This is a genomic window from Janthinobacterium sp. KBS0711, from assembly GCF_000988085.1.
In the GTDB taxonomy this organism is placed as follows: domain Bacteria; phylum Pseudomonadota; class Gammaproteobacteria; order Burkholderiales; family Burkholderiaceae_D; genus Janthinobacterium; species Janthinobacterium lividum_E.
In genome coordinates, this window is the sequence record NZ_LBCO01000020.1 from 30378 (window position 1) to 52220 (window position 21843).

General features: G+C 64.2%; 17 protein-coding genes. 11 read left to right on the top strand and 6 right to left on the bottom strand.

Annotated features, from left to right (window positions below; genetic code table 11):
• Positions 1-10: 10 nt before the first annotated feature.
• The 5 genes from VM94_RS11435 to VM94_RS11455 form a co-directional block, all read right to left on the bottom strand.
• Positions 11-4066, bottom strand: a complete 4056-nt coding sequence (locus VM94_RS11435) for a Pls/PosA family non-ribosomal peptide synthetase (RefSeq protein WP_046683612.1) — start codon at positions 4064-4066, stop codon at positions 11-13.
• A gap of 148 nt (positions 4067-4214) precedes the next feature.
• Positions 4215-4919, bottom strand: coding sequence for an anaerobic ribonucleoside-triphosphate reductase activating protein (locus tag VM94_RS11440; RefSeq protein WP_046683613.1), 705 nt, complete (start codon positions 4917-4919; stop codon positions 4215-4217).
• Complete coding sequence (nrdD, locus tag VM94_RS29320) at positions 4912-5109, bottom strand: anaerobic ribonucleoside-triphosphate reductase (RefSeq protein ID WP_046683614.1); 198 nt, start codon at positions 5107-5109, stop codon at positions 4912-4914. Before nrdD ends, VM94_RS11440 begins: the two co-directional genes overlap by 8 nt.
• The gene (locus VM94_RS11450; RefSeq protein ID WP_046683615.1) at positions 5106-6854 is read right to left on the bottom strand and encodes a ribonucleoside triphosphate reductase; all 1749 of its coding nucleotides are present in this window, start codon (positions 6852-6854) and stop codon (positions 5106-5108) included. Before VM94_RS11450 ends, nrdD begins: the two co-directional genes overlap by 4 nt.
• Before the next feature lie 123 nt (positions 6855-6977).
• The gene (locus VM94_RS11455; RefSeq protein WP_046683616.1) at positions 6978-7388 is read right to left on the bottom strand and encodes a hypothetical protein; all 411 of its coding nucleotides are present in this window, start codon (positions 7386-7388) and stop codon (positions 6978-6980) included.
• A 161-nt stretch (positions 7389-7549) separates the two neighbouring features.
• Between VM94_RS11455 and ubiU the strand changes: the two genes are divergently transcribed.
• The 3 genes from ubiU (at position 7550) to ubiT (ending at position 10158) form a co-directional block, all read left to right on the top strand.
• Positions 7550-8587, top strand: a complete 1038-nt coding sequence (ubiU, locus tag VM94_RS11460) for a ubiquinone anaerobic biosynthesis protein UbiU (RefSeq protein ID WP_442905226.1) — start codon at positions 7550-7552, stop codon at positions 8585-8587.
• A gap of 127 nt (positions 8588-8714) precedes the next feature.
• Complete coding sequence (gene ubiV, locus VM94_RS11465) at positions 8715-9611, top strand: ubiquinone anaerobic biosynthesis protein UbiV (RefSeq protein WP_046683617.1); 897 nt, start codon at positions 8715-8717, stop codon at positions 9609-9611.
• A 19-nt stretch (positions 9612-9630) separates the two neighbouring features.
• Complete coding sequence (gene ubiT / locus VM94_RS11470) at positions 9631-10158, top strand: ubiquinone anaerobic biosynthesis accessory factor UbiT (RefSeq protein ID WP_046683618.1); 528 nt, start codon at positions 9631-9633, stop codon at positions 10156-10158.
• A 31-nt stretch (positions 10159-10189) separates the two neighbouring features.
• Here ubiT and VM94_RS11475 read toward each other — a convergent pair whose 3' ends face one another.
• On the bottom strand, positions 10190-10501 hold the full coding sequence (locus VM94_RS11475) for a heavy-metal-associated domain-containing protein (RefSeq protein ID WP_082127677.1): 312 nt from the start codon (positions 10499-10501) through the stop codon (positions 10190-10192).
• Positions 10502-10703: 202 nt separating this feature from the next.
• On the opposite strand from VM94_RS11475, the gene VM94_RS11480 reads away from it, so the two are divergent.
• The 8 genes from VM94_RS11480 (at position 10704) to VM94_RS11515 (ending at position 21823) form a co-directional block, all read left to right on the top strand.
• Positions 10704-11573: a substrate-binding periplasmic protein gene (locus VM94_RS11480; RefSeq protein WP_046683620.1), complete on the top strand. Its 870-nt coding sequence runs from the start codon at positions 10704-10706 to the stop codon at positions 11571-11573.
• Positions 11574-11834: 261 nt separating this feature from the next.
• A complete protein-coding gene (gene aspT / locus VM94_RS11485; RefSeq protein ID WP_046683621.1) occupies positions 11835-13517 on the top strand; it encodes an aspartate-alanine antiporter in 1683 nt (560 codons plus the stop codon).
• 54 nt (positions 13518-13571) lie between these two features.
• Positions 13572-15260 (top strand): aspartate-alanine antiporter, encoded by a 1689-nt coding sequence (aspT, locus tag VM94_RS11490; protein ID WP_046683622.1) that lies wholly within the window; start codon positions 13572-13574, stop codon positions 15258-15260.
• A gap of 46 nt (positions 15261-15306) precedes the next feature.
• On the top strand, positions 15307-16917 hold the full coding sequence (locus tag VM94_RS11495; RefSeq protein ID WP_046683623.1) for a bifunctional aspartate transaminase/aspartate 4-decarboxylase: 1611 nt from the start codon (positions 15307-15309) through the stop codon (positions 16915-16917).
• A gap of 177 nt (positions 16918-17094) precedes the next feature.
• Positions 17095-18504 carry a TolC family protein gene (locus tag VM94_RS11500; protein ID WP_046683624.1) on the top strand — a complete coding sequence of 470 codons (1410 nt, stop codon included), beginning with the start codon at positions 17095-17097 and terminating at the stop codon, positions 18502-18504.
• A 2-nt stretch (positions 18505-18506) separates the two neighbouring features.
• A complete protein-coding gene (locus VM94_RS11505) occupies positions 18507-19490 on the top strand; it encodes an HlyD family secretion protein (RefSeq protein ID WP_052755724.1) in 984 nt (327 codons plus the stop codon).
• 6 nt (positions 19491-19496) lie between these two features.
• Entirely contained in the window at positions 19497-20678 is a 1182-nt protein-coding gene (locus VM94_RS11510; RefSeq protein WP_046683626.1) for an ABC transporter permease, read from the top strand.
• Positions 20675-21823: an ABC transporter permease gene (locus VM94_RS11515; RefSeq protein WP_046683627.1), complete on the top strand. Its 1149-nt coding sequence runs from the start codon at positions 20675-20677 to the stop codon at positions 21821-21823. The genes VM94_RS11510 and VM94_RS11515 overlap by 4 nt, the downstream gene beginning before the upstream one ends.
• Positions 21824-21843 lie beyond the last annotated feature (20 nt).

Genomic DNA, 21843 nt, shown 5'->3' on the forward strand with positions numbered 1-21843 from the left:
TCAACTGCGATCAGCTACGCAGCGGCGCGGCCGGGCAGCCCGCCCAGTTGCTGCCGGCGGGGATATGTTCGCCCTTCATCACCAGGGTCAACGGTCCCAGGCGCGCATTGTCGCCCACCTTGGCGCTGTACAGCACGGAGCTGCGCGGGCCCATGTAGACGCGCTGGCCGATCTCCACGTGGTCGATCTTCATCACCCGGTCTTCGAACAGATGCGTCTGTGGACAGGTCAGCGCGTTCAATTCGCTGTAGTCGCCGATGTGCACGCAGTCGAATTCCGTGATGTCCGTCGTGTCCATGTAGACGCCGCGGCCGATCTTGCAGCCCATCAGGCGGAAAGCCAGCGGCAGCCACGGCGTGCCGCGCAGGTAGCGCATGAAGTTGGGCACGGCGATACCTTCGTACAGATTGGTCACGCCTTCCGAAATCCACACGAACGGCGTCCACATGGGCGCCGCGTGCTTGCGGTAGCGTCCCAGCAGCAGCCACTTGAACAGCACGACCACCAAAAAATTGCCGATGCCGTAGGCCAGGCCGGCAATGGCCAGGTCGCCCACCACTTCGCCCCAGCGTCCGGCGCCCGCGATCGGCATCACGTCCAGCACCAGGGTATAGCCGACGGCGATCACCACGGCGTGCGGCGCGACGATGCGGAACGCTTCGATCAGGCTGCGGCCCAGGCGGCGCAACAGCGACGGCTTGAAGGTCAGGTGTTCGGCAAAGCCGCTGACCTGTTCGCGCGCGGGCAAGTGCATGGGCGGAGAGCCGAGCCAGGTGTCGCCGCTGTGCATCTGTTCATTGCGGGGCGCATGCGTGTGCACGCCGATCAGCACGTGTTCGGGCAGTACGGTGCCGTCCGGGATATAGCTGCCGTTGCCGACAAAGCTGCGGTGCGAGATGACGGTGGGACGCATGGTCATCCAGCCGCCGTCGATCTGCTCGTCGCCCAGCATGACGGCGTCGGCGATGAAGGTGTCGTCGCCCAGGGTCAGCATGTCGGGCACGACGCCCAGGGCCGTGGAAATCTCGGCGCCCTTGCCGACCTTGGCGCCCAGCAGGCGGTACCAGTACGGCGCGTACACGGTGGCGTAAATGCCATGCAGGACGTTCAGGCTCGATTCCTGGATATGGCTGACCAGCCATTTGGCGCAATAGATATTGCTGTGCACGGGCGAGCTGCCCGGCTTCAAGCGGGGCAGCGCGCCCCAGCGGATGGCGGCTGACAGCAGGGCCGTCAGCACGATCAGCACGGCGCTGGCGGGGAAGGCCAGCAGGAAGTAGCGGGCCAGCTGGGTCGTCACGTCGCGTCCCTGCAGCCACGGCATCATTTCGCGCTCGTCGAACCAGTCGATCAGCACGAAGCTGGGGAAGACGGGCATGAAGAACAGCACGGCGATGAGGACCATGCCGAAGCAGAAGAACACGGTTTCGCCCGTCAGGCGCAGGCGCGAGACGGCGGGGCGTGGCGGCTGGCTGGCAGGGTCAAACGCGCCAACGTCGCGCGCGGGAGAGCCTGTGTACACGCGCCCGGCCGGTACCGCCGCGCCATCGGCCAGCGCCGATTGACCTTCCAGGTGGCCGAAGGCGCCCACTGTGGTATTGCCTTCCATGATCGCGTAAGAGCTGATGCAGGCGTCGTTGCCGATGCTGATCTGGCCCAGCAGCAAACGGCCCCGTTCGACCCGGGCGTTTTCAAAGTTGACGGCATTGCCCACGCTGACGTTGTCGCCGATGGACAGCAGGTCGGGCGCGCGCAGGGTCATCGAGCCGATGACGACTTCCTTGCCCACTTTCGCGCCCAGCGCGCGCAGCCACCAGCTATTGAGCGACGAGCCGCTGAGCAGGTAGGCGGGCGCCGATTCGACCAGGCGGTCGGCCAGCCACCAGCGGTAGTAGGTGACGCCCCACAGCGGATAGCTGCCCGGCTTCAAACGTCCGGCGATCAGCCACTTGCCGGCAATCGCAATGGCAAATTCGGCCAGGGTCGCCAGCAGGAACACCCCGATCGAGGCGGCGATGGCGCGCGGCACGGTGTCGCCCGTGTCGCCCGTGAAGAAGTGATAGGTGAAGAACGGCGCCATCCACTGCGCCATGCGCAGGGTGACGAGGCCAGGCACGGCCGCCGCCTGCGCCGCGCCGCAGATCCAGCGCTTCCACGTCGATGGCGGCCTCCATTCCGCTTCCGGTGTGGCCAGCGCCGGTGCTTCGTTCAGCACGGCGGCGATCTTGCCGATCTGCCGGTTCTGGTAAATGTCGCGCACCGTCATGTGGGCGTAGGCCGGATCGGCGCGCAGGGCGGAGGCCAGGCGTGCGGCCAGGAAGGAATGGCCACCGAGGTCGCTGAAAAAGTCCAGCTGGCGCAAGATGGCCTGGCCCGGGAACAGCTTGGCCAGCGCCGCGAACAGGGCCGCTTCGGCCGGCGTTTCCGGTACGTCCGATTCACCCGCTTCGCCAGGCGGCGGCGCGGACAGGGGCATGGCCTTCAGCGCCTTCCGGTCGATCTTGCCGGAGGTGAGGCGCGGCATCAGCGGCAGCAATTCAAAACGGCCCGGCACCATATATGGCGGCAAGTGCAGGTTCAAGGCCGCGCGCAGGGTTTTCGCGGCCAGGGCCTCGGCCGGCGCCTCGTCGCTGCCGACGATGTAGGCCACCAGCTGGTCGATGCCGTCATCCTTGCGTAGCAGGACGGCCACCGTGCCTACGCCCGTTTGCTGCGCCAGCACGGCTTCGATCTCTCCCAGCTCCACGCGGAAGCCGCGAATCTTCACCTGGTCGTCGGCGCGGCCCAGGCACAGCACCTGGCCGTCAGGATCGATGCGCGCCAGGTCGCCCGTGCGGTACAGGCGCGCATCGTCGGGCCCCGTGCTCCAGGGATTGGGCAGGAATTTTTCCACCGTCAGGTCGGGCCGGCCCAGGTAGCCCTCGGCCAGGCCGGGACCGATGATGCACAGCTCACCCGTCTCGCCGCGCGCCAGCAAAGTCAAGGGATGGTTTTCCCCCGGCTCGGCCACCTGCAGCACCAGCAAGCCGTAGTTGGGCAGCGGCGTGCCGATGGTCACAGGCTCGCCGGGGCGCAGGCGCGCCAGGCTGCACGAGACGGTCGCTTCCGTGGGACCATAGGTGTTGAACATGGCGCGGCCCGGGCGCGACCAGCGCTCGACGAGCGACTCCGGACACATCTCGCCGCCCAGGTTGATCAGGCGCAGGCTCGGTACTTCCTCGGCGAACAGGGCCAGCAAGGTTGGTACGGCGTGCAGCACCGTCACGTGGTTGTCGGCCAGCGCGCGCGGCAGCGCTTCCGGGTCGCCCGAAATCTCCTTGGGCCCCAGCCACAGGGTGGCGCCCACCAGGTAGGCGATCCAGATTTCCTCGAACGACATGTCGAAGGCGACGGAAAAGCCCTGGTAGACGGTGTCGGACTGCGCCACTTCCAGCACGGCGTTTTCGCTGCGCAGGAAGTGGCAGATGCTGCGCTGGTTGATCAATATGCCCTTCGGCTTGCCCGTGGAGCCGGATGTGTAGATCACGTACGCCGGGTGTTCGGGCAGCACGGCGCCGCGCGCGGGCAGCTGTTCGCCCGGCGTGGCGGGGGCCAGCAGGCTTTCCGCCGTCCATACGGGGCGGCCGATGCCTGCCTCGGCCAGGCGCGGCGCGAATTGGGCGCAGCTGACGACACCAAAACCGTTCGCGTCATCGAGGCACACCTGCAGGCGCTCGACGGGCGTGTCTTCGTCGACGGGCAGCCAGGCGGCGCCCGCCTTGGCGATGGCCGCCTGCATCAGCAGCAAATGGGCGCCGCGCGGCAGCCACAGTCCCACGATGTCGCCGGGCTTGACGCCGGCCGCCACCAGGCGTGACGCGGCCAGGCCCGCCTGGGCATCGAGCTGCGCATAGGTGGTGCGGCGCGCGCCGTCGATCAGGGCGATTTGCTCGGGGCAGCGGCGGGCCGTCGCTTCCAGCAGGTCGGCCAGCACTTCCTCGCGCAGCAGATCCGGTCGCGGCGGGCCGTACAGGATGTCGGCGTGGGTGGAAGGGAGGCCTGGACTGACTGCGGTGAAATCGTTCATGGATGACGCTTATCTGTAATGCGGAGTGAGGAATCAGATGGGCTGCGCGTGGTGCGCAGCACAGTTGATACATTACAGCACGCAAGACATTTCAGCGTTGCAGAACGGGGAATTTTGTGAAGCTTTCAGCAATTATGTGGCTGCAGGCTCAATTGCCATGATTACGGAATGTAAAACGGGGAAACATGGCGCCGATTTGCGCCAGAACAGGCGCCGATGGATAGCCGTGCAGGGTGCGGCCGGACAGCGCCGCGTCCAGGCAGCCTTCGGCGCGGAACTGCTGCAGCACGTAATTGTCGACGCCTTTGGCGGCCAGGGCGCTGGCCAGGGCCAACAGCTGTTCGTCCGGCAGCAAGTCGGGGTGGGCGGTGGTGCGGCATTCGTAGGCGACGCCGCTGGCAAGGATGGCGTCCAGGCAGGCGCGCGCGGGGTCGCCGCTGCCGGCCACGCGGGTCACATGACGATAGTCGGCAAACGGCGCCTTGATGTCGAAGCCCACCCAGTCGACCAGGGGCAGCACTTCCTGCAGGCGCTGCGGATAGATGCAGGCCGTGTGCAGGCCGATGCCGAATCCCAGCGCCCTGACGTCCTGCATGGCGCGCCCCAGCGCCGGGTCCATGCTGGCTTCGCCGCCGCTGAAGACGACCGCGTCGACCAGGCCCACGCGGCGGCGCAGCCAGGTCAGGACGTCCTGCCAGGGCATGGCGCCTTCCGGCGTGCGCGCCTGCAAGTGCGGATTGTGGCAATAGCCGCAACGCCAGGGGCAGCCCTGCACGAACACCACGGCCGCCAGCTTGCCCGGATAGTCGGTGGCGGAAAAGGGCGTCAGGCCGCCCACTTTCAACTCAGCCATGGCAGGCGGGCTGGCCAACCCGGGCGCTCGCTTCCGTAAAGTACTGGCGTTCTTGGAATTCGCCCTGCTTGCCGATATTGAACGAGGCGACGGGGCGGTGGTAGCCCATCACGCGGGTCCAGATTTCGCAGCGCTGGCGTTCCGTGTCGAGCAGGGTGATGGCGGGAGTGAAGTCGGGACGTGCATTCATGGCGTTTCCTTGAGTGGGTGAGCGAGATCGGACTGCTTGCGGGCGATCAGTTCCGCGTCGCAGGTGGGACAGAATTCATGTTTGCCGGCCAGGTAGCCGTGGCGCGGGCAGATGGAAAACGTGGGCGTGACGGTGATGTAGGGCAGCGAAAAGCGGCTCAGCGCGCGTTTTACCAGCTCGCGGCACGCATTCGCATCCGACAGCGCTTCCGTCATGTACAGGTGCAGCACCGTGCCGCCCGTGTATTTGCGCTGCAGCGCATCCTGCAATTCCAGCGCCTCGAACGGGTCGTCCGTATGGCCGACGGGCAGTTGCGACGAATTCGTGTAATACGGATTGTCGACGGTGCCCGCCTGCAGGATGGCGGGATAGCGCTTGCGGTCTTCGCGGGCGAAGCGGTACGTCGTGCCTTCGGCCGGCGTCGCTTCCAGGTTGTACATGTGGCCCGTCTCTTCCTGGAATCGCACCATGCGGGCGCGCACGTGGTCGAGCAGGCGCACGGCCAGCGCATGGCCTTCCTGTGTCGTGATGTCGTAGGCGCCGGCGCTGAAATTGCGGATCATCTCGTTGATGCCGTTCACGCCCAGGGTGGAAAAGTGATTGCGCAAGGTGCCCAGATAGCGCTTCGTGTACGGGAACAGGCCTTGCTGCATCAGTTCCTCGATGGTGCGGCGCTTGATTTCCAGGCTGGTCTTGCCCAGCTCCAGCAGGCGGTCCAGGTCGGCCATCAACGCTGGCTCGTCGCCGCGCCACAAGTGGCCCAGGCGCGCGCAGTTGATGGTGACCACGCCCAGGGAACCCGTCTGCTCGGCGGAACCGAACAGGCCATTGCCCCGTTTGAGCAGTTCGCGCAAGTCCAGCTGCAAGCGGCAGCACATGGAACGTATCATGTTCGGCTTGAGTTCCGAATTGATGAAATTCTGGAAGTAGGGCAGGCCGTAGCGGGCCGTCATCTCGAACAGGCGTTCCGCGTTCTCGCTATGCCAGTCGAAATCCTCGGTGATGTTGTAGGTGGGGATGGGGAAGGTGAAGACCCTGCCCTTGGCGTCGCCCGCCATCATGATCTCGATGTAGGCGCGGTTGATCATGTCCATTTCCGCCTGCAGCTCGCCATAGCTGAAGTCCATCTCCTGGCCGGCGATGACGGGAATCTGCTCGCGCAAATCATCCGGGCAGACCCAGTCGAAAGTGAGGTTGGTGAACGGCGTCTGCGTGCCCCAGCGCGATGGCACGTTGAGGTTGAAGATCAGCTCCTGCATGTACTGGCGCACGTCCTCGTAGCGCAGGCTGTCCTTGCGGATGTAGGGCGCCATATAGGTGTCGAAGGAGCTGAATGCCTGCGCGCCGGCCCACTCGTTTTGCAGCGTGCCGAGGAAATTGACGATCTGGCCGATGGCACTCGACATGTGTTTCGGCGGGCCCGATTCGATCTTGCCCGGCACGCCATTCAAGCCTTCGTGCAGCAGGGTGCGCAGCGACCAGCCGGCGCAATAGCCGGCCAGCATGTCGAGGTCGTGGATGTGCAGCGCCGCTTCGCGGTGCGCCGCGCCCACTTCCGGCGGATACACCTGGTCCAGCCAGTAATTGGCGATGACCTTGCCCGACACATTGAGTATCAGGCCCCCCAGCGAGTAGCCCTGGTTGGCGTTGGCGTTGACACGCCAGTCGCGCCGGTCCAGGTATTCATTGATGGACGCGGCGACATCGACCTGGCCGCGTGATGGAAGAACTGCATTCGTCGTCATGAAACCTCCAATAAACACAACATGCGGTGTTTTTATGGAGATTAATCACTAAATATAGTGGCGTCAAAGGGCGCGTGCAGTTGCGTGGCGAATCCTTGATGCAGGTGAAAAAAGCGTCCCCGTTTACTTTTTCGCGCGGCCCTGGCGCAGGAGGAAGCCGCTCAGGCCAAGGTAAGCGGCGCCGCAGACGGCGATGCTGACGACGGAGGCGGGCAGCACGTGCGCCCAGATTTCCCGCGCCGAGAAGGTGCTCCAGCTGGCCACGCGCGCGTCGAACGTCACGTAGTTCGCCAGCAGCCAGTAGACGGCCAGCAGGCCTGTGCAGATGGCGGCCTGGCGCAGCACGGGCATGGCGCGGCGCGCGAAGACGGCTTGCAGGAACAGCAGCAGCACGCCGGCCCAGACGCCCAGCGCCTCGGGCGACAGCACGGAGAGCGCCTCGGCGTCGTAGCCTTGCGCGGGGGCGGCCCACTGCACTTGCAGCACGGTGAGGAACAGGGTGAGCAAAAAAATCAGCAGCGGTTTGCGGGGCATGGCGGCAATCGGTGAGGGAGAAAAGTGGGGCATTTTACAGCCAGGTCAAGCAAGTTGAACGCGCGCCAGCCATGCATGCATTCCTTCACCTGCGTCAAGGACTGGGCGGTATGGGCGGGGCTATAGTCTGCACCCTGAGCCGCTACAGGACTGTGAACACCATGATGCTTGAATCAACCACCGCCACCCGCGTGGCCGGACCGCTGGAACTGGTCTGCCCCGCCGGCAGCCTGCCTGCCTTGAAGGCGGCCATCGACAACGGCGCCGACACCGTCTACCTGGGTTTTCGCGACGCCACCAATGCGCGCAATTTCGCCGGCCTCAATTTCGACGAGAAGGCCATCGCCGAGGGTGTGCGCTACGCCCACCAATATGGGCGCAAGGTGCTGCTGGCGCTGAATACCTATCCGCAGCCGCACAACTGGGCCGTGTGGCGCAGCGCCATCGACCGCGCCGCGCAGGCCGGCATCGACGCCATGATCGTGGCCGATCCGGGCCTGATGGCGTATGCAAGCGAGCACCACCCGCAACTGCGTTTGCACCTGTCCGTGCAGGGCTCGGCCACCAACTACGAAGCCATCAATTTTTACCATGAGTACTTCGGCATCGCCCGCGCCGTGCTGCCGCGCGTGCTGTCGATGGCGCAGGTCGAGCAACTGATCGCCAAGACGGAAGTCGAGATCGAGGTCTTCGGCTTCGGCAGCCTGTGCGTGATGGTCGAAGGGCGCTGCGCGCTGTCGTCGTATGCGACGGGCGAGGCGCCGAACACCCACGGCGTGTGCTCGCCGGCGAAATCCGTGCGCTGGCTGGAAACGCCGAACGGTCTCGAATCGCGCCTGAACGGCGTGCTGATCGACCGCTACGCACCGGGCGAAAACGCCAGCTATCCCACCCTGTGCAAGGGACGTTTCGAAGTCAACGACGAAGAGTATTACGCCATCGAGGAGCCGGCCAGCCTGAACACGCTGGCGCTGCTGCCGCAGCTGATCGCCATGGGCGTGCGCGCCGTGAAGATCGAAGGACGCCAGCGCAGCCCCGCCTACGTGGCGCAGGTGACGCGCGTGTGGCGCGAAGCGATCGACGCCTGCCGCGAAGGCAATGCGCGCTACGCCGTCAAGCCGGCCTGGATGGCGTCCATGGACAAGCTGGCCGAAGGCCAGCAGCACACTCTAGGCGCCTACCATCGCTCCTGGAAATAGCAAAACCTACTGCGCGTCCCGGGGCGTGGCCTGCGATGCTCGCTGTGCTCTAGCACAGCTGCGCTTCTCGGCCTCGCCGCGAACCGCTCGCTACGGTTTTGTAAACTTTAAAAATACTGGAAAAGGCATGTTAAAACTCTCTTTGGGCCCTTTGCTCTACTACTGGCCGCGCGCCACCGTCTTCGAGTTTTACCAGCAGATCGCCACCACGGCCGTCGATATCGTCTACCTGGGCGAAACCGTCTGCTCGCGCCGGCACGAGGTGCGCCTGGCCGACTGGCTCGATATCGCCGACATGCTGGCCGCCGCCGGCAAGGAAGTGGTGCTGTCGACGCAGGCGCTGATCGAGGCGGGCGCGGAACTGGCGACCCTGCGCCGCATCACGGGCAATGGCCGTTACGGCGTCGAGGCCAACGACATGGGCGCCGTGCACTGCATGGAAAAGGGCACGCCCTTCGTCGCCGGTCCCCATCTGAACCTGTTCAATGGCCCCAGCCTGCAATTGCTGGCGCGTCTGGGTGCGCGGCGCTGGGTGATGCCGCTGGAAATGGGGCAGACGGCGCTGGCCGAGATGCAGCGCCAGAAACCGGATGGGCTGGAGACGGAGGTATTCGCCTACGGCCGCATGCCGCTGGCGTTTTCCGCGCGCTGCTTCACGGCGCGCAACCGCAACCTGCCGAAGGACGATTGCGGCTACAGCTGCCTGGAAGAGCCGGACGGCCTGCTGCTGCGCACGCGCGATGAAGTGCCGTTCCTTGTGCTCAACGGCACGCAGACGCAGTCGGCCCTCGTCTACAACCTGGTGCGCGAGCTCGAGGCCATGCGCGATATGGGCGTGTCCGTGGCGCGCATCAGCCCGCAAGCCATGCATACGGAACAAGTCATCGCCATCTTCGACCGCGCCCGCCGCGGCCAGGTCAGCGGCATCGGCGCCCAGGCCCAGCTGGCCGCTTGCCAGCCGGCCGGCGCCTGCGACGGCTACTGGCACGGCCAGCCCGGCATGGAACAGCACGCCGCCCATTGAACGCATCGAAAGGAAGCACATGCAAGATCAACTGGAAAGATTGCCCGTCCCGGCCAAGCCTCCTCTGAGCAAGCCGGCCGTATCGTACCGGCTGCCCGAACCGCTGGCCGAATTGCTGTCCAAGCTGCCGCCGTATCCCGCCTCGTGGCTGTTCGTGCAAGGCTTGAACCGCCTGCTGGCGCCGCAATTGCCCGACGACGTGCGCTGCAGCCTGGAAGGGCGCAGTCTTCGCTTGCGCCTGCTGGACGCGGGCATCGCCTTCGATTTCGAGTGGCAGGGAACGGTGTTCGTGGCCGAGCGCTATGTCGACGTGCCGGACCTGTGCATCGCCGCCAGCGTGCATGACTTGATGCTGCTGGCGCGGCGCCAGGAAGATCCGGACACCCTGTTCTTCAGCCGCCGTTTGAGCCTGGAAGGCGATACGGAACTGGGCTTGCTGTTCAAGAATACGCTCGACGCCATCGAGTTGCCGCCGTTCGACCTGCAGGCGCTGGGACCGCGCCGCGTGCTGGCGCACCTGCGCGACCGGGGCGCGCGGGGAGGGTAAGCGGGAAGGTGGCGGCGCGCAGTGGCGGCACTCAGTGGCGGCAGTGGCCGCAGGCGCCGCTGCATGAGGCCAGCTGTTCTTCATCCGTCGCTTCGCCCATGAAGCCGGCGTCGTTGACGGCGGCCAGCAGGCGTTCCTGCGTGGCCAGCTTTTCGTCGAATTGCACCGTGGCGCCGTGGCGCGCCAGCGAGACGCAGACGGTGGCCACGCCCGTGACGGCTTCGAGCGCGCCCGTCAGCCTGTCGGCGCAGCCTTCGTGATCCATTCCAATAATATTCAAGCGCGCTGTCTGCATGGGTTCCTCTTGTTTTTCAGATAAAAAAACAGCGTAGGCGAGGGGCATGCATGCCGTCCAGAGCGGCACGCAGGATTTATTTTCTATTTGCGGTTTTATTGATCTGGATTAATTCCGACCCCTGCTGTCCAGCGCTGAAAGCGCTGTTGTTTTGTACACAGTTTCCATATTCGAGTCGACAAGCGTGCTCTGCTGCGTGATACTGTCATTCTGATAAGAACGCTGATGAAAGCGCTGGAAAGGAGGGCCCATGCAGCGCCGCCCCCTGCTCAAGCTTGCCGCCCTGTGGCCGTTGGGCGCCGCCGCCGCCGGCAAGTCGTCGCCGCTGCCGCTCGTGTATCCGCGCCACCAGGCGATTGATGATCCGCAACAAGGCTATGTGACGGCCTTGCTGCAACAGGCGCTGGCCCGTTCGGGCCAGGCCTATGCCTTGCGCCGCTCCGCGCTGCGCATGGTGCAGACGCGCGCCATGCAGGAAATCGCCACGGCGTCCGGCAGCGTCGATGTCGTCTGGACCATGACGAGCCGCGCGCGCGAAACGCAATTGCTGCCGGTGCGCATCCCCATCGACCGCGGCCTGATCGGCTGGCGAGTGGCCCTGATCCACGCGCGCCAGCCGCAACTGCTGCGCGACGTGCGCAGCATCGCCGCACTGGCGCGGCTGTCGGCCGGCCAGATGCGCGACTGGCCCGACTCCGTCATCCTGCAGGCGAATGGCTTGCGCCTCGATACTTCGAGCACCTACGAAGGCCTGTTCCAGCAACTGGCGGCGGGGCGCATCGACTACTTTCCCCGCTCCGTGATCGAGGCGCAAAGCGAGCTGGCCAGCCATGCGCCATTGCCGCTGGCGCTGGACACTCACCTGGTCATCCGCTACCCGGCCGCGCTGTATTTTTTTGTCGGTAGGCACCGGCCGGAACTGGCGCGCCACATCGAGACCGGGCTGGAGAAAATGCTGGCCGATGGCAGTTTCGCGCAGCTGTTCCAGCGCCATTTCGGTCGCCTCGCGCAGGGCCTGAAGCTGTCCCATCGGTACGTGCTGGAATTGGCCAATCCCGACTTGCCGGAAGAGACGCCGCTGCTGCGCAAGGCACTTTGGTACCGTCCAAAACATTACTAATAGTTTTATTGATCAGTGTCAAACAAGCGCTTCAATCGTGCGCACGATGTTTGATGAAACGCAAGGCGAGTTCAACAGAACACCTGTTGACACTTGTAAAATTTTCACCGAACATAATTCCACGTTGCAACATTTTGCAAGCACAAGCTGCCATGGCAATTGTCGTGCAGGACCCGTGCGCCCGTTCAAAAGCCAGCCGCCGCCAGCCGCCGAACGTTCTGTTCCCTTGTAACCATCCGTTATCTTTTCGAAGGTTTGCCCATGCTCGAGTCGATCACGTCGGTATTGCACCAGGTGCCGGAGCTGGCCCTGTTCCTGGCGCTGGCGTTGGGCTATGCGGTAGGGCAAATACGCTTCGGTCCCATCCAGCTGGGCGGCGTGTGCGGCACCCTGATCGCCGCGCTGCTGATCGGCCAACTGGGCATCACCCTGGACGCCAGCGTCAAGAACGTCTTCTTCATGCTGTTCATCTTCGCCCTCGGCTATGCGGGCGGTCCCCAGTTCTTTGCCAATCTGAATGCCAAGGGTTTGCGCCTGGGCTTGCTGTGCCTGATCGAAGTGGTGGTGGTGCTGGCGCTGGTGCTGCTGGCCACGCGTTTCCTGGGCCTGGACCAGGGCACGGCGGCCGGCATGATGGCGGGCGCGGCGACGGAATCGGCCGTCGTCGGCACGGCCACGGACGCCATCTCGAAACTGGCGCTGCCGGCCGCCCGCATCGCCGAGCTGCAAGCCAACGTCGTCACCGCGTATTCCATCACGTACATCTTTGGCTTGATCGCCATCGTCATCGTCACCAGCCAGATTTTTCCGCTCCTGCTGCGCGTCAACCTGCGCGAGGAAGCCGATAAATTGTGGGAAAAGATGGGCGGCGCGCAAACCGATGGCGACGGCGTGCAGGCGACGCCGGACATGGTGGGCCGCGCCTACCGCATCAGCCGGGGCGCGGGGCGCCGTCTCGATGCCTTGCAGCATATTTTCGCGGGCCGCGCCAGCATCACGCGCGTGCGCCGGCATGGCAAGGTCTTGCCGCTGGAACCCGCACTGCGCCTGCGCAGCAACGACGAAGTGCTGGTGATCGGCCACCGTCCCGCGCTGGTGGCGGCCGAAGCCATCCTGGGCGAGGAATTTGCCGACACGACGGGCTTGAACATGGCGGTCTCCGCCGTCGAAGTGGTGCTGCAGCAGGCTTCGCTCGTCGGCCAGCCCCTGCGCCAGCTGGCCTTGCCGTCCGGCGTGCACGTGGCGGCCGTCGTCCGTGGCGAGCACAGCATGCCGCCGCTGCCTGACCTTTCACTGCAGCGCGACGACGTGCTGCGCCTGTACGGCACGACGGAAGGGCGCCAACTGAACACGGCGTTGGCCGCCATCGGCAAGCGCGTGCCCGCGGGCGACCGCAGCAATATCGTCTACGCCAGCATCGGCATCGTGCTCGGCGTGTACATCGGCGGCTTTTCAGCCAAGCTGGGCGGCATTCCGTTTTCGCTGGGCACGGGCGGCGGCGCCTTGCTGACTGGCCTCGTGTTCGGCTGGTACCAGGCGCGAAAACCGGGCATGCCCGGCATCCACCCCAGCGCGCTCGACATGATGAAGGATATCGGCCTGGCCACCTTCATCGCTTGCGTGGGCCTGGCGTCGGGACCGCAGGCGATCGACCTGATCCGTCAGTACGGGCTGTCGCTGCCGCTGATGGGCGTGTTGATCGCCGTCGTTCCCGCCTCGCTGTCCCTGCTGGTGGGCCACTTTTTCCTCAAGCTGGAAGCGCCAGTGCTCCTGGGCGCCATCGCCGGCCAGCAGTGCAGCACGCCGGCCCTGTCCGCCGTGCAGAACGCGGCCGGCAATTCCACGCCCTTGCTGGGCTACACGATTACCTATGCCATCTCGAACGTGGTGCTGCCCCTCTTGGGGCCGCTGATCGTGGCCCTGGCCGGCTCCGTCCACGCGTGAAGCACGCAAGAGCACAAGCAGTAAAGAATTCCTTCAACATGAAAGGCGGTCCGCATGGAATGGTTGCATGAGTTATTCAAGAAGTCGCCTGAAATTGCCTTGTTTCTCTCCCTGGCAGCGGGTTATTACATCGGCAAGATCAAGTTCGGCTCGTTTCAGCTGGGCGGGGTCGCCGGTTCACTGCTGGTGGCGGTACTCGTCAGCCAGGTAGGCGTCGCCATCGATCCTGGCGTCAAGTCGGTGCTGTTCGCGCTGTTCATTTATGCGGTCGGCTATGAAAGCGGGCCGCAATTCTTCAATTCGCTGGGGCGCCAGTCCGTGCGCGAAATCATCCTGGCCGTCGTGCTGGCCGTGACGTCGCTGATTACGGTGGTCATCCTGGCCAAGATGTTCGATCTGGACAAGGGCCTGGCGGCCGGCGTGGCGGCGGGCGGCTTGACGCAGTCGGCCATCATCGGCACGGCCGGCGACGCGATCACCAAGCTGGGCCTGGCGGCCGAGGAAGTGGCGCGCTTGCAGGGCAACGTGGCCGTCGGCTATGCCGTGACGTATGTGTTTGGCTCGTTTGGCGCCATCATCGTCTGCGTCAACATCTTGCCAAAGCTCATGGGGCGTACCATCCGCGAAGATGCGATCAAGGCGGAAACGGCGCTGCAAGCGGGCGTGCAAGTGCTGGGACCTGGCCAGACGCCGGCCGCGCCTGACTTGATCGGCCGCATCTACGACGTGGGCCCCGGTGCCGGGCGCTCCGTGGAGGAGATCGAAAGCGCCAATCCGAACACGGCCATCACCATCGAGCGCGTGAAACGCAATGGCCAGATCATTGACGTCAGCCCGGACCTGGTGCTGGCGGCCGACGATATCGTGCTGCTGGTGGGCCGGCGCGAAGCCATGCTCAGCGTCTCTTCCCAGTTGGGCAAGGAATTGCTTGCCGTCGAAGGCATGGAACTGGTGATGCAGCGCCGCGACATGGTGCTGACCAACAAGGCTTACCACAACAAGACGGTGGGCGAAATCCGCAGCGCGACGGCGCCGGGCGTGCGTCACGGCATCTTTGTCGTGCAGCTGAGCCGCATGGGCAAGATACTGCCCATGCAGGCGGAAACCGTCGTGCAGACGGGCGACGTGGTGACCATCTATGGCGCCGAGCAGGACGTCAAGCGCGTGGCGGCCGAAGTGGGCTATATGATCGTGCCGAGCGCCAAGACGGACTTCGTCTACATGGGCGCCGGCCTCGTCGTCGGCCTTCTGGTGGGCTTGCTGGTGGCGCGTATCGGCTCGATTCCGCTGACACTGGGCAGCGGCGGCGGCGTTCTGCTGTCGGGCCTGGTATTCGGCTGGTTCCGTGCCAAGCGCCAGACGTTCGGCTACATGCCCAGCGGCGCCGTGCAAATCCTCAAGGACCTGGGTCTGGCCGGCTTTGTTGCCGTCGTCGGCCTCACGTCCGGCCTGCAAGCCGTGCAAACCGTGCGCGAACATGGCCTGACCCTGTTTGGCGTCGGCGTGGTGGTGACCATCCTGCCGATGATTCTGACCATGCTGATCGGCCGCTACATCTTGCGTTATGACAACGTGGCCGTGTTTGCTGGCGCCTTGTCCGGCTCGCGCAGCGCCAATCCCGCGTTCGGCGAAGTGCTGAACGCGGCGCAAAACTCGATTCCCACCGTACCGTTTGCCATCACGTATGCCTTGGCCAACGTTTTCCTGACCTTGCTGGGGCCGCTGATCGTGGCCTTCGTCTGAGTCTGCAAGAACCCTGCACATTGTCTGTCAATAAGGAGTAGCAAAAATGGATTTCAGTAACCCAAGCAAACTCGCCCTGTTGAGCCCATTCGAATTGAAGGATGCGCTGATCCAGACGGCCAAGCAAAGCAACCGTTTGATGCTCAATGCGGGCCGCGGCAACCCGAATTTCCTGGCCACCACGCCACGTCACGGCTTCTTCCAGTTCGGCCAGTTCGCCATGACGGAAGCGGAACGTTCCTATGTGTACATGGACGACGTGGGCGGTTTCCCCACGCGCGACGGCATCGAGGCGCGTTTTGAAATCTTCGTGCGCAAGCATGAAGGCAACCCGGGCGTGCATTTCATCGAGGCGGCCGTATCGTATGTGCGCGACCAGCTGGGCTTGAGCGCGGGCGACTTCCTCTACGAGATGTGCGAAGCCATCCTCGGCTGTAACTATCCCGTGCCGGACCGCATGCTGCGCCTGTCCGAGAAAATCGTCGGCCAGTATATCCACCGCGAAATGATCGGCAAGCATCCGTTCGTCGGCAACTTCGACATGTACGCCGTCGAAGGCGGCACTGCCGCCATGACGTATCTGTTTGCCAGCCTGAAATCGAACCACATCATCCAGGAAGGCGACACGATCGCCCTGGGCATGCCGATCTTCACGCCGTACATCGAAATTCCACAGCTGAACGACTACAAGCTGAACACCGTGCACATCGATGCGCCGCAATCGAACAACTGGCAATTCACGAAGAAGGAGCTGGACAAGCTGCTGGACCCGAAAGTCAAGGCCTTCTTCCTCGTCAACCCCAGCAATCCACCGTCCGTCAAGATTGATGGCGAGACCCTGGAATACATCGCCAAGATCATCAAGAAGCGCCCGGACCTGATCATTTTGACCGATGACGTGTATGGCACTTTTGCCGACAATTTCGTCTCGCTGTTCGCCATTTGCCCGTTCAACACCATCCTCGTGTATTCGTTCTCGAAATACTTCGGCGCGACGGGCTGGCGCATGGGCGTGGTGGCCACGCATGAAGACAATGTGCTCGACGCCAAGATTGCCAAGTTGCCGGAAACTATCAAGAAGCAGCTCGATGTGCGCTATCACTCGATCACGACGGAGCCGCGCGCGCTGAAATTCATCGACCGCCTGGTGGCCGACAGCCGCACCGTGGCGCTGAACCACACGGCCGGCCTGTCCACGCCCGTGCAGGCGCAGATGACCTTGTTCTCCCTGTTCTCGCTGATGGATGAAGAGCAAAAGTACAAGCAGTCGATGAAGCGCATCGTGCTGCGCCGCAAGGAAGCGCTGTACCGCGAACTGGGCTTGCCGATGGTGCACGACGCCAATTCCGTGCGCTACTACCATCTGCTGGACATGGAGTCCCTGGCCGCGCAAATGCATGGCGTGGAGTTTTCGCAGTGGCTGCTGAAAAAGCTCAAACCGAACGAAGCGCTGTTCCGCCTGGCCGAGGAAACGGGCGTCATCCTGTTGCCGGGCCGCGGCTTCGGCACCACGCACCCGTCCGGCCGCGTGTCGCTGGCCAACCTGAACGAATACGACTACGCCAACATCGGCCGCGCCATCCGCAACATGGCGTCCGAGTTCTTTGCCGTGTTTGAAAAGGAAAAAGAGAAGGGTGGCAAGAAAGCGAAGAAATAATTAGTTTGGTAAAGGCTTGATCGCAACGGGCGTCCCGCAAGAGGCGCCCGTTTTCATGTGCCAGTCCCGGTAACCAATAGTGCAGGCTGGAATGGACATCCATAGATATAATTGCTATTGTGAAAGTATAAACATGGCAACCCCGTGCTTTCCCCTCATTCATTGACTGGACGCTACATGGGCAGATTGCAAGGACACTTATCATTATTGCTGGCCAGCGCGCTGGGCGCGGCCATGCCCGCCGCGGCGGAACCGCTGACCTTTAACGAAGCGCTGCAACAAGCGGCCAAGGCTTCGGGCACGGTGCAGGGCGCCGCGCTCGACGTGCGCGCAAAAACACTCAAGGCGGAAGCCTTGTCGAATATCGACGGCCCTTCCGTGGACTTGACGGCGTTTCGCGGCCGTTTGTCGACGGATTTGAATATCGATACGAGCGGCCTGGCCGGCGTGGTGGGCGGCATCGAATCCGTGCTGCCGGCGATACCCGGCTTGCCCACGCCGCATATTCCCAATTCCCTGAACCGTGAAGTGGTGACGGATTTGACGTCGTTCGGCTTGCTGGGCATGTGGCCCATCTACACGGGCGGGCGCCTGGACGCCGTCAAGGGCCTTGCATCGAGCCTGACCCTGGCCGCGCAAGCGGAGCGCACGGAAGCGGAAGAGCAACTGGCCACCCTGGTGGCGCAGCGCTATTTCCAGTTGCTGCTGGCAAAAAGAGTGGTGGCCGTGCGGGCCGAAGTGACGGCTGGCGTGACGCAGCACCAGCGCGACGCGGCCAGGCTGGAAAAGGGCGGCCTGATTTCGCGGGCGGAACGCCTGCGCGCCGACGTGGCCCTGGACAGCGCCCGCAGCGACGAAGCGCAGGCCCGCAGCGACGAGGAAATCGCCCAGGTGGCGCTCGACCGCTTGCTTGCCGTCAACACGCAAGTGCTGCCCAGCACGCCGCTGTTCGTCAACAGCTTGCCGGTCGGCACCTTGCAATCGTTCATCAGTACGGGCATGCGGGAAAACGCTAACTGGAAAAAGATCGACAGCAAGCGCGTGCAGGCCGAGCAAGCCTTGAAGCTGCACGGCAAGGAATACGCGCCCACCGTGTTTGCCATCGGTAACTACAATTTGAACCGAGGCAATGAAAAGCTCGTGCGCTCGAACTGGGCCATCGGCCTGGTCGTGTCGGTGCCGCTCGTGCACCGCATCAATACGGGCAAGATGATCGCCGCCGCCAAGCTGGACCAGGAGCGGGTGGAGGTGGTGGCGCGCCAGGCCGAGCGCGACATTCCCACCCTGATCGAAAAGAACTGGCGCGCGCTGGAAAACGCCCGCATCCAGTATCTGTCAACGGCCTCGTCGGTGGAACTGGCGCGCGAAAATATCCGCCTGCAAACGGTGGCCTTCCAGCAAGGGCAAGTGACGTCGCTGGAAGTGGTCGACGCGCGCCTGAACCTGGCCAAGGTCGAAACCCAGCGCGCGCAGACTGCCTATAACTATGTGATGGGGCTGGCGCAATTGCTGGAAGCGACGGGCGAGACGCAGCGCCTGGGCAGCCTGGCCGCCGCGGCCGATATCCAATTACCTGTGGACAAATAATAATGAGTACCTCCAAAAAACCGTTGGCCATCGGCGCCGTCGCCCTCGTCATCTTTGTCTTGGCTTTCGTCGGCTGGGGCTTGTACCAGGCATTCCAGCCGCAGCGCCTGCCTTTGCAGGGACAGATGGATGCGCAGGAAGTCAATGTCTCGTCGAAAGTGCCGGGCCGGGTGGGCGAGCTGTACGTCAAGCTGGGCCAGACCGTGCCGAAAGGCCAGATATTGTTTCAGCTGACGAGTCCGGAAGTGGATGCGAAGATCGCGCAAGCGACGGCGGCCACGCAAGCGGCCGAGGCCGTGGCGCAAAAGGCGCAAGCCGGTGCGCGTCCGGAAGAAGTCGCAGCCGCCAAAGCCAACTGGGAGCGGGCCCAGACGGGGGCGACCATCGCCAAGACCACGTACACCCGCGTCAACAATATGTACGAACAAGGCGTGATCGCCCTGCAGAAACGCGACGAGGCGCAAGCCCAATGGCGCGCCGCCGACCAACTGGCGCAAGCAGCCCGCGCGCAATACGACATGGCGCAAAAGGGTGCCCGTCCGGAAGACAAGACGGCCGCCGCCGCCCAGGCGCGCCAGGTGGGCGCCGTGCTGACGGAAGCGCAGATCGCCCTGGCCGAAACGAAGATCGCCGCGCCTGTGGCGGGGCAGGTCAGCAAGATCCAGATACAGCCGGGCGAACTGGCACCGCAAGGTTTCCCCGTGATCACCCTCGTGAACCTCGATGACGCCTGGGCCGTGCTGCAAGTGCGCGAAGATGAAATGGCCGCGTTTGCCATGGGAAGTACGCACACGGCCAATGTGCCGGCCTTGAAACAGCAGGTCAGCTTCAAGGTCAGTTCCGTGGCGGTGCTGCCGGACTTCGCCACGTGGCGCGCGGCACGTCCGGGCGGCACGGATTTGCGCACGTTTGAAATCCGCTTGCGTCCCGCCATCAAGGTCGAGGGTTTGCGCCCGGGCATGTCGGTCGTCTTTCCACCGCTCTGATACTAGATGAACGAAGCGGATAAAGAGCCGGTTTCGGCGCTGGCACGCGAGTGGCGGCGCTTGCGCGGCGACTTCTGGGACTTTGGCATGCTCAGCTGGATTCCGGTCGTGCTGTGCGGCATGTTGTGGCTGGTGTTTTCCGCCGGCATTGCGCGCGACTTGCCCATCGTCGTCATCGATAACGATAATTCCACCTTGTCGCGCCAGCTCACGCGCTGGCTAGACGCCTCGCCCGGCATCGAGGTGGCGGCGAAAGTGGCGTCCAGCGACGAAGCCTTGCATCGCCTGCGCGAGCGCACGGCGTTCGGCTACCTGCTGATCCCCGACGATTTCGAGCAGAAACTGCTGGGCGGCCGCCAAGCCACCGTGCAATGGCTGTACAACGCGCAATTTTCCTCGCACGCGGGCGCCTTGCTGCGTGACGTGCGCACGGTCAGCACGACCTTGTCGGCCGGCATCGAGATGACGGCGCGCGCCAAAAAAGGCATGTCGGGCGTGCAGGCTGCCGCCCAGTTCGAACCGATCCGCACGACCTTGAACAGTTTATACAACGAGAACATCAGCTATGAAGCGTTCCTGACCCTGGCCCTGATGCCGGCCATGCTGCAGATTTTCATCGTCGTCGCCGTCGTCACGAGCATAGGACGCGAGTTGCGCGACGGCACGGTGCCGCAATGGCTGGCTACGGCCAAGGGCAGCTGGCTGCGCGCCATCGGCGCCAAGCTGCTGTTTCCCCTCATCGCCTACTGCGCGCTGGCGCTGCTGTACTTGCTGTTCTTCAGCCTGGCGCGGGGCTGGGCCGTGGCGGGCAGCTTGCCGGCCTTACTACTGAGCATGCTGCTGCTGGTGCTGGCCTACTGCGGCCTGGCCACCTTGCTGATCGGCGCCACCTTGTCCCTGCGTCTGGCCCTGTCGGGCGCGGCCTTCATCACGGCGCCGGCCTTCGCGTTTGCGGGCCAGGCCTTTCCCTTGATGGCCATGCCGGCACCGGCCCGCGCCTGGGCGGAAGCCTTGCCGCTCACGCATTATCTGCAGCTGCAAACGAAATACTGGCTGGCCGGCGCGCCGTGGCGTTATGGCGTGCAGGAAATGCTGATCCTGGCGGGCTTTGCCATCGGCTGCGGCGCCGTGGGCGTGTTCCTGCTGGCGCGCCGCGCAAATGCGCCTGCCGCCTGGGGGCGCGCATGATGTGGCAATCCTTCCTCTCCACCTGGCGCGCCATGCTGACGGACAAGGGCGCACTGACCTTGCTGTTCATCGGCGGCATCATCTATTCCTTCTTTTACCCCTTGCCGTACTCGACGGAAATCGTCCAGCGCGTGCCCGTGGCCGTCGTCGACCAGGACCGCAGCGCCATGTCGCGCCAGCTGACGCGCTTTGCCATGGCCCACCCGTCGCTGCAAGTGATCGCCGTCACGCCGGACCTGCCCGTCGCGCAGGACTTGCTGTGGCGCGATGAGGTCATGGGCGTGCTGATCATTCCCGGCGGCTTGCAGACGGACGTGCTGGCCGGCCGCGCGGCCCACGCGCAAGTGGCGGGCAACGGCTTGTACCTGATGCTCAACAAGGTAGCCTTGAATGGCCTGGCCGAAGTGGTGGGCACGGTGTCGGCCGGTATTGAGCTCAAGCGTTTGGGCGCGGGCACGCCATCGACCGTGCAGGCCAACCAGCAGCGCTCGCCCATCGCCTTCGATGCCGTGCCCCTGTTTAACGTCAAGGAAGGCTATGGCGCCTATGTCGTGCCGGGCGTGGCCACCTTAATCGTGCAGCAAACTTTGCTGATCGGCATGACCATGCTGTTCGGCACCTGGTACCAGCGCAAGAGTTTCCCCGTGGCTGGCAAGCGCACGGCGGGCGGCTATGCGGGCATGCTGCTGGCGTTTGCCTGCGTGGCGTTCCTTAACTGCTGCTATTTCTTCGGCTTTGTTTTCTGGTTCCAGGATTATCCCCGTGGCGGCAACTTCGGCGGCATGCTCTTGCTGCTGGTGCTGTTTTCGCTGGCGGAAGCGGCCTTCGGCATGCTGCTGGGCATGTTGTTCCGCACGCGCGAACGGGGCACGCAGCTGATGATCGCCACCTCGATGCCCGTGCTGTTCCTGGCGGGGCTGACCTGGCCCGTGTCGTCCATGCCCGTCGTGCTGCAATGGCTGCGCTGGCTGCTGCCATCGACGGCCGGCATCCAGGGCTTTGTCGCGCTCAACCAGATGGGCGCCTCGCTGTATGAAATCCGCCATGAAGTGGCGGGCTTGCTGGCCTTGCTGGTAGCGTGCGTGGCGCTGGGCTGGTGGCGCTGGCGCGCCGAGACGCCAGCGCCCATCGTCCAGCAAGGATGAGCATGCAGCCGGGGAAAGAG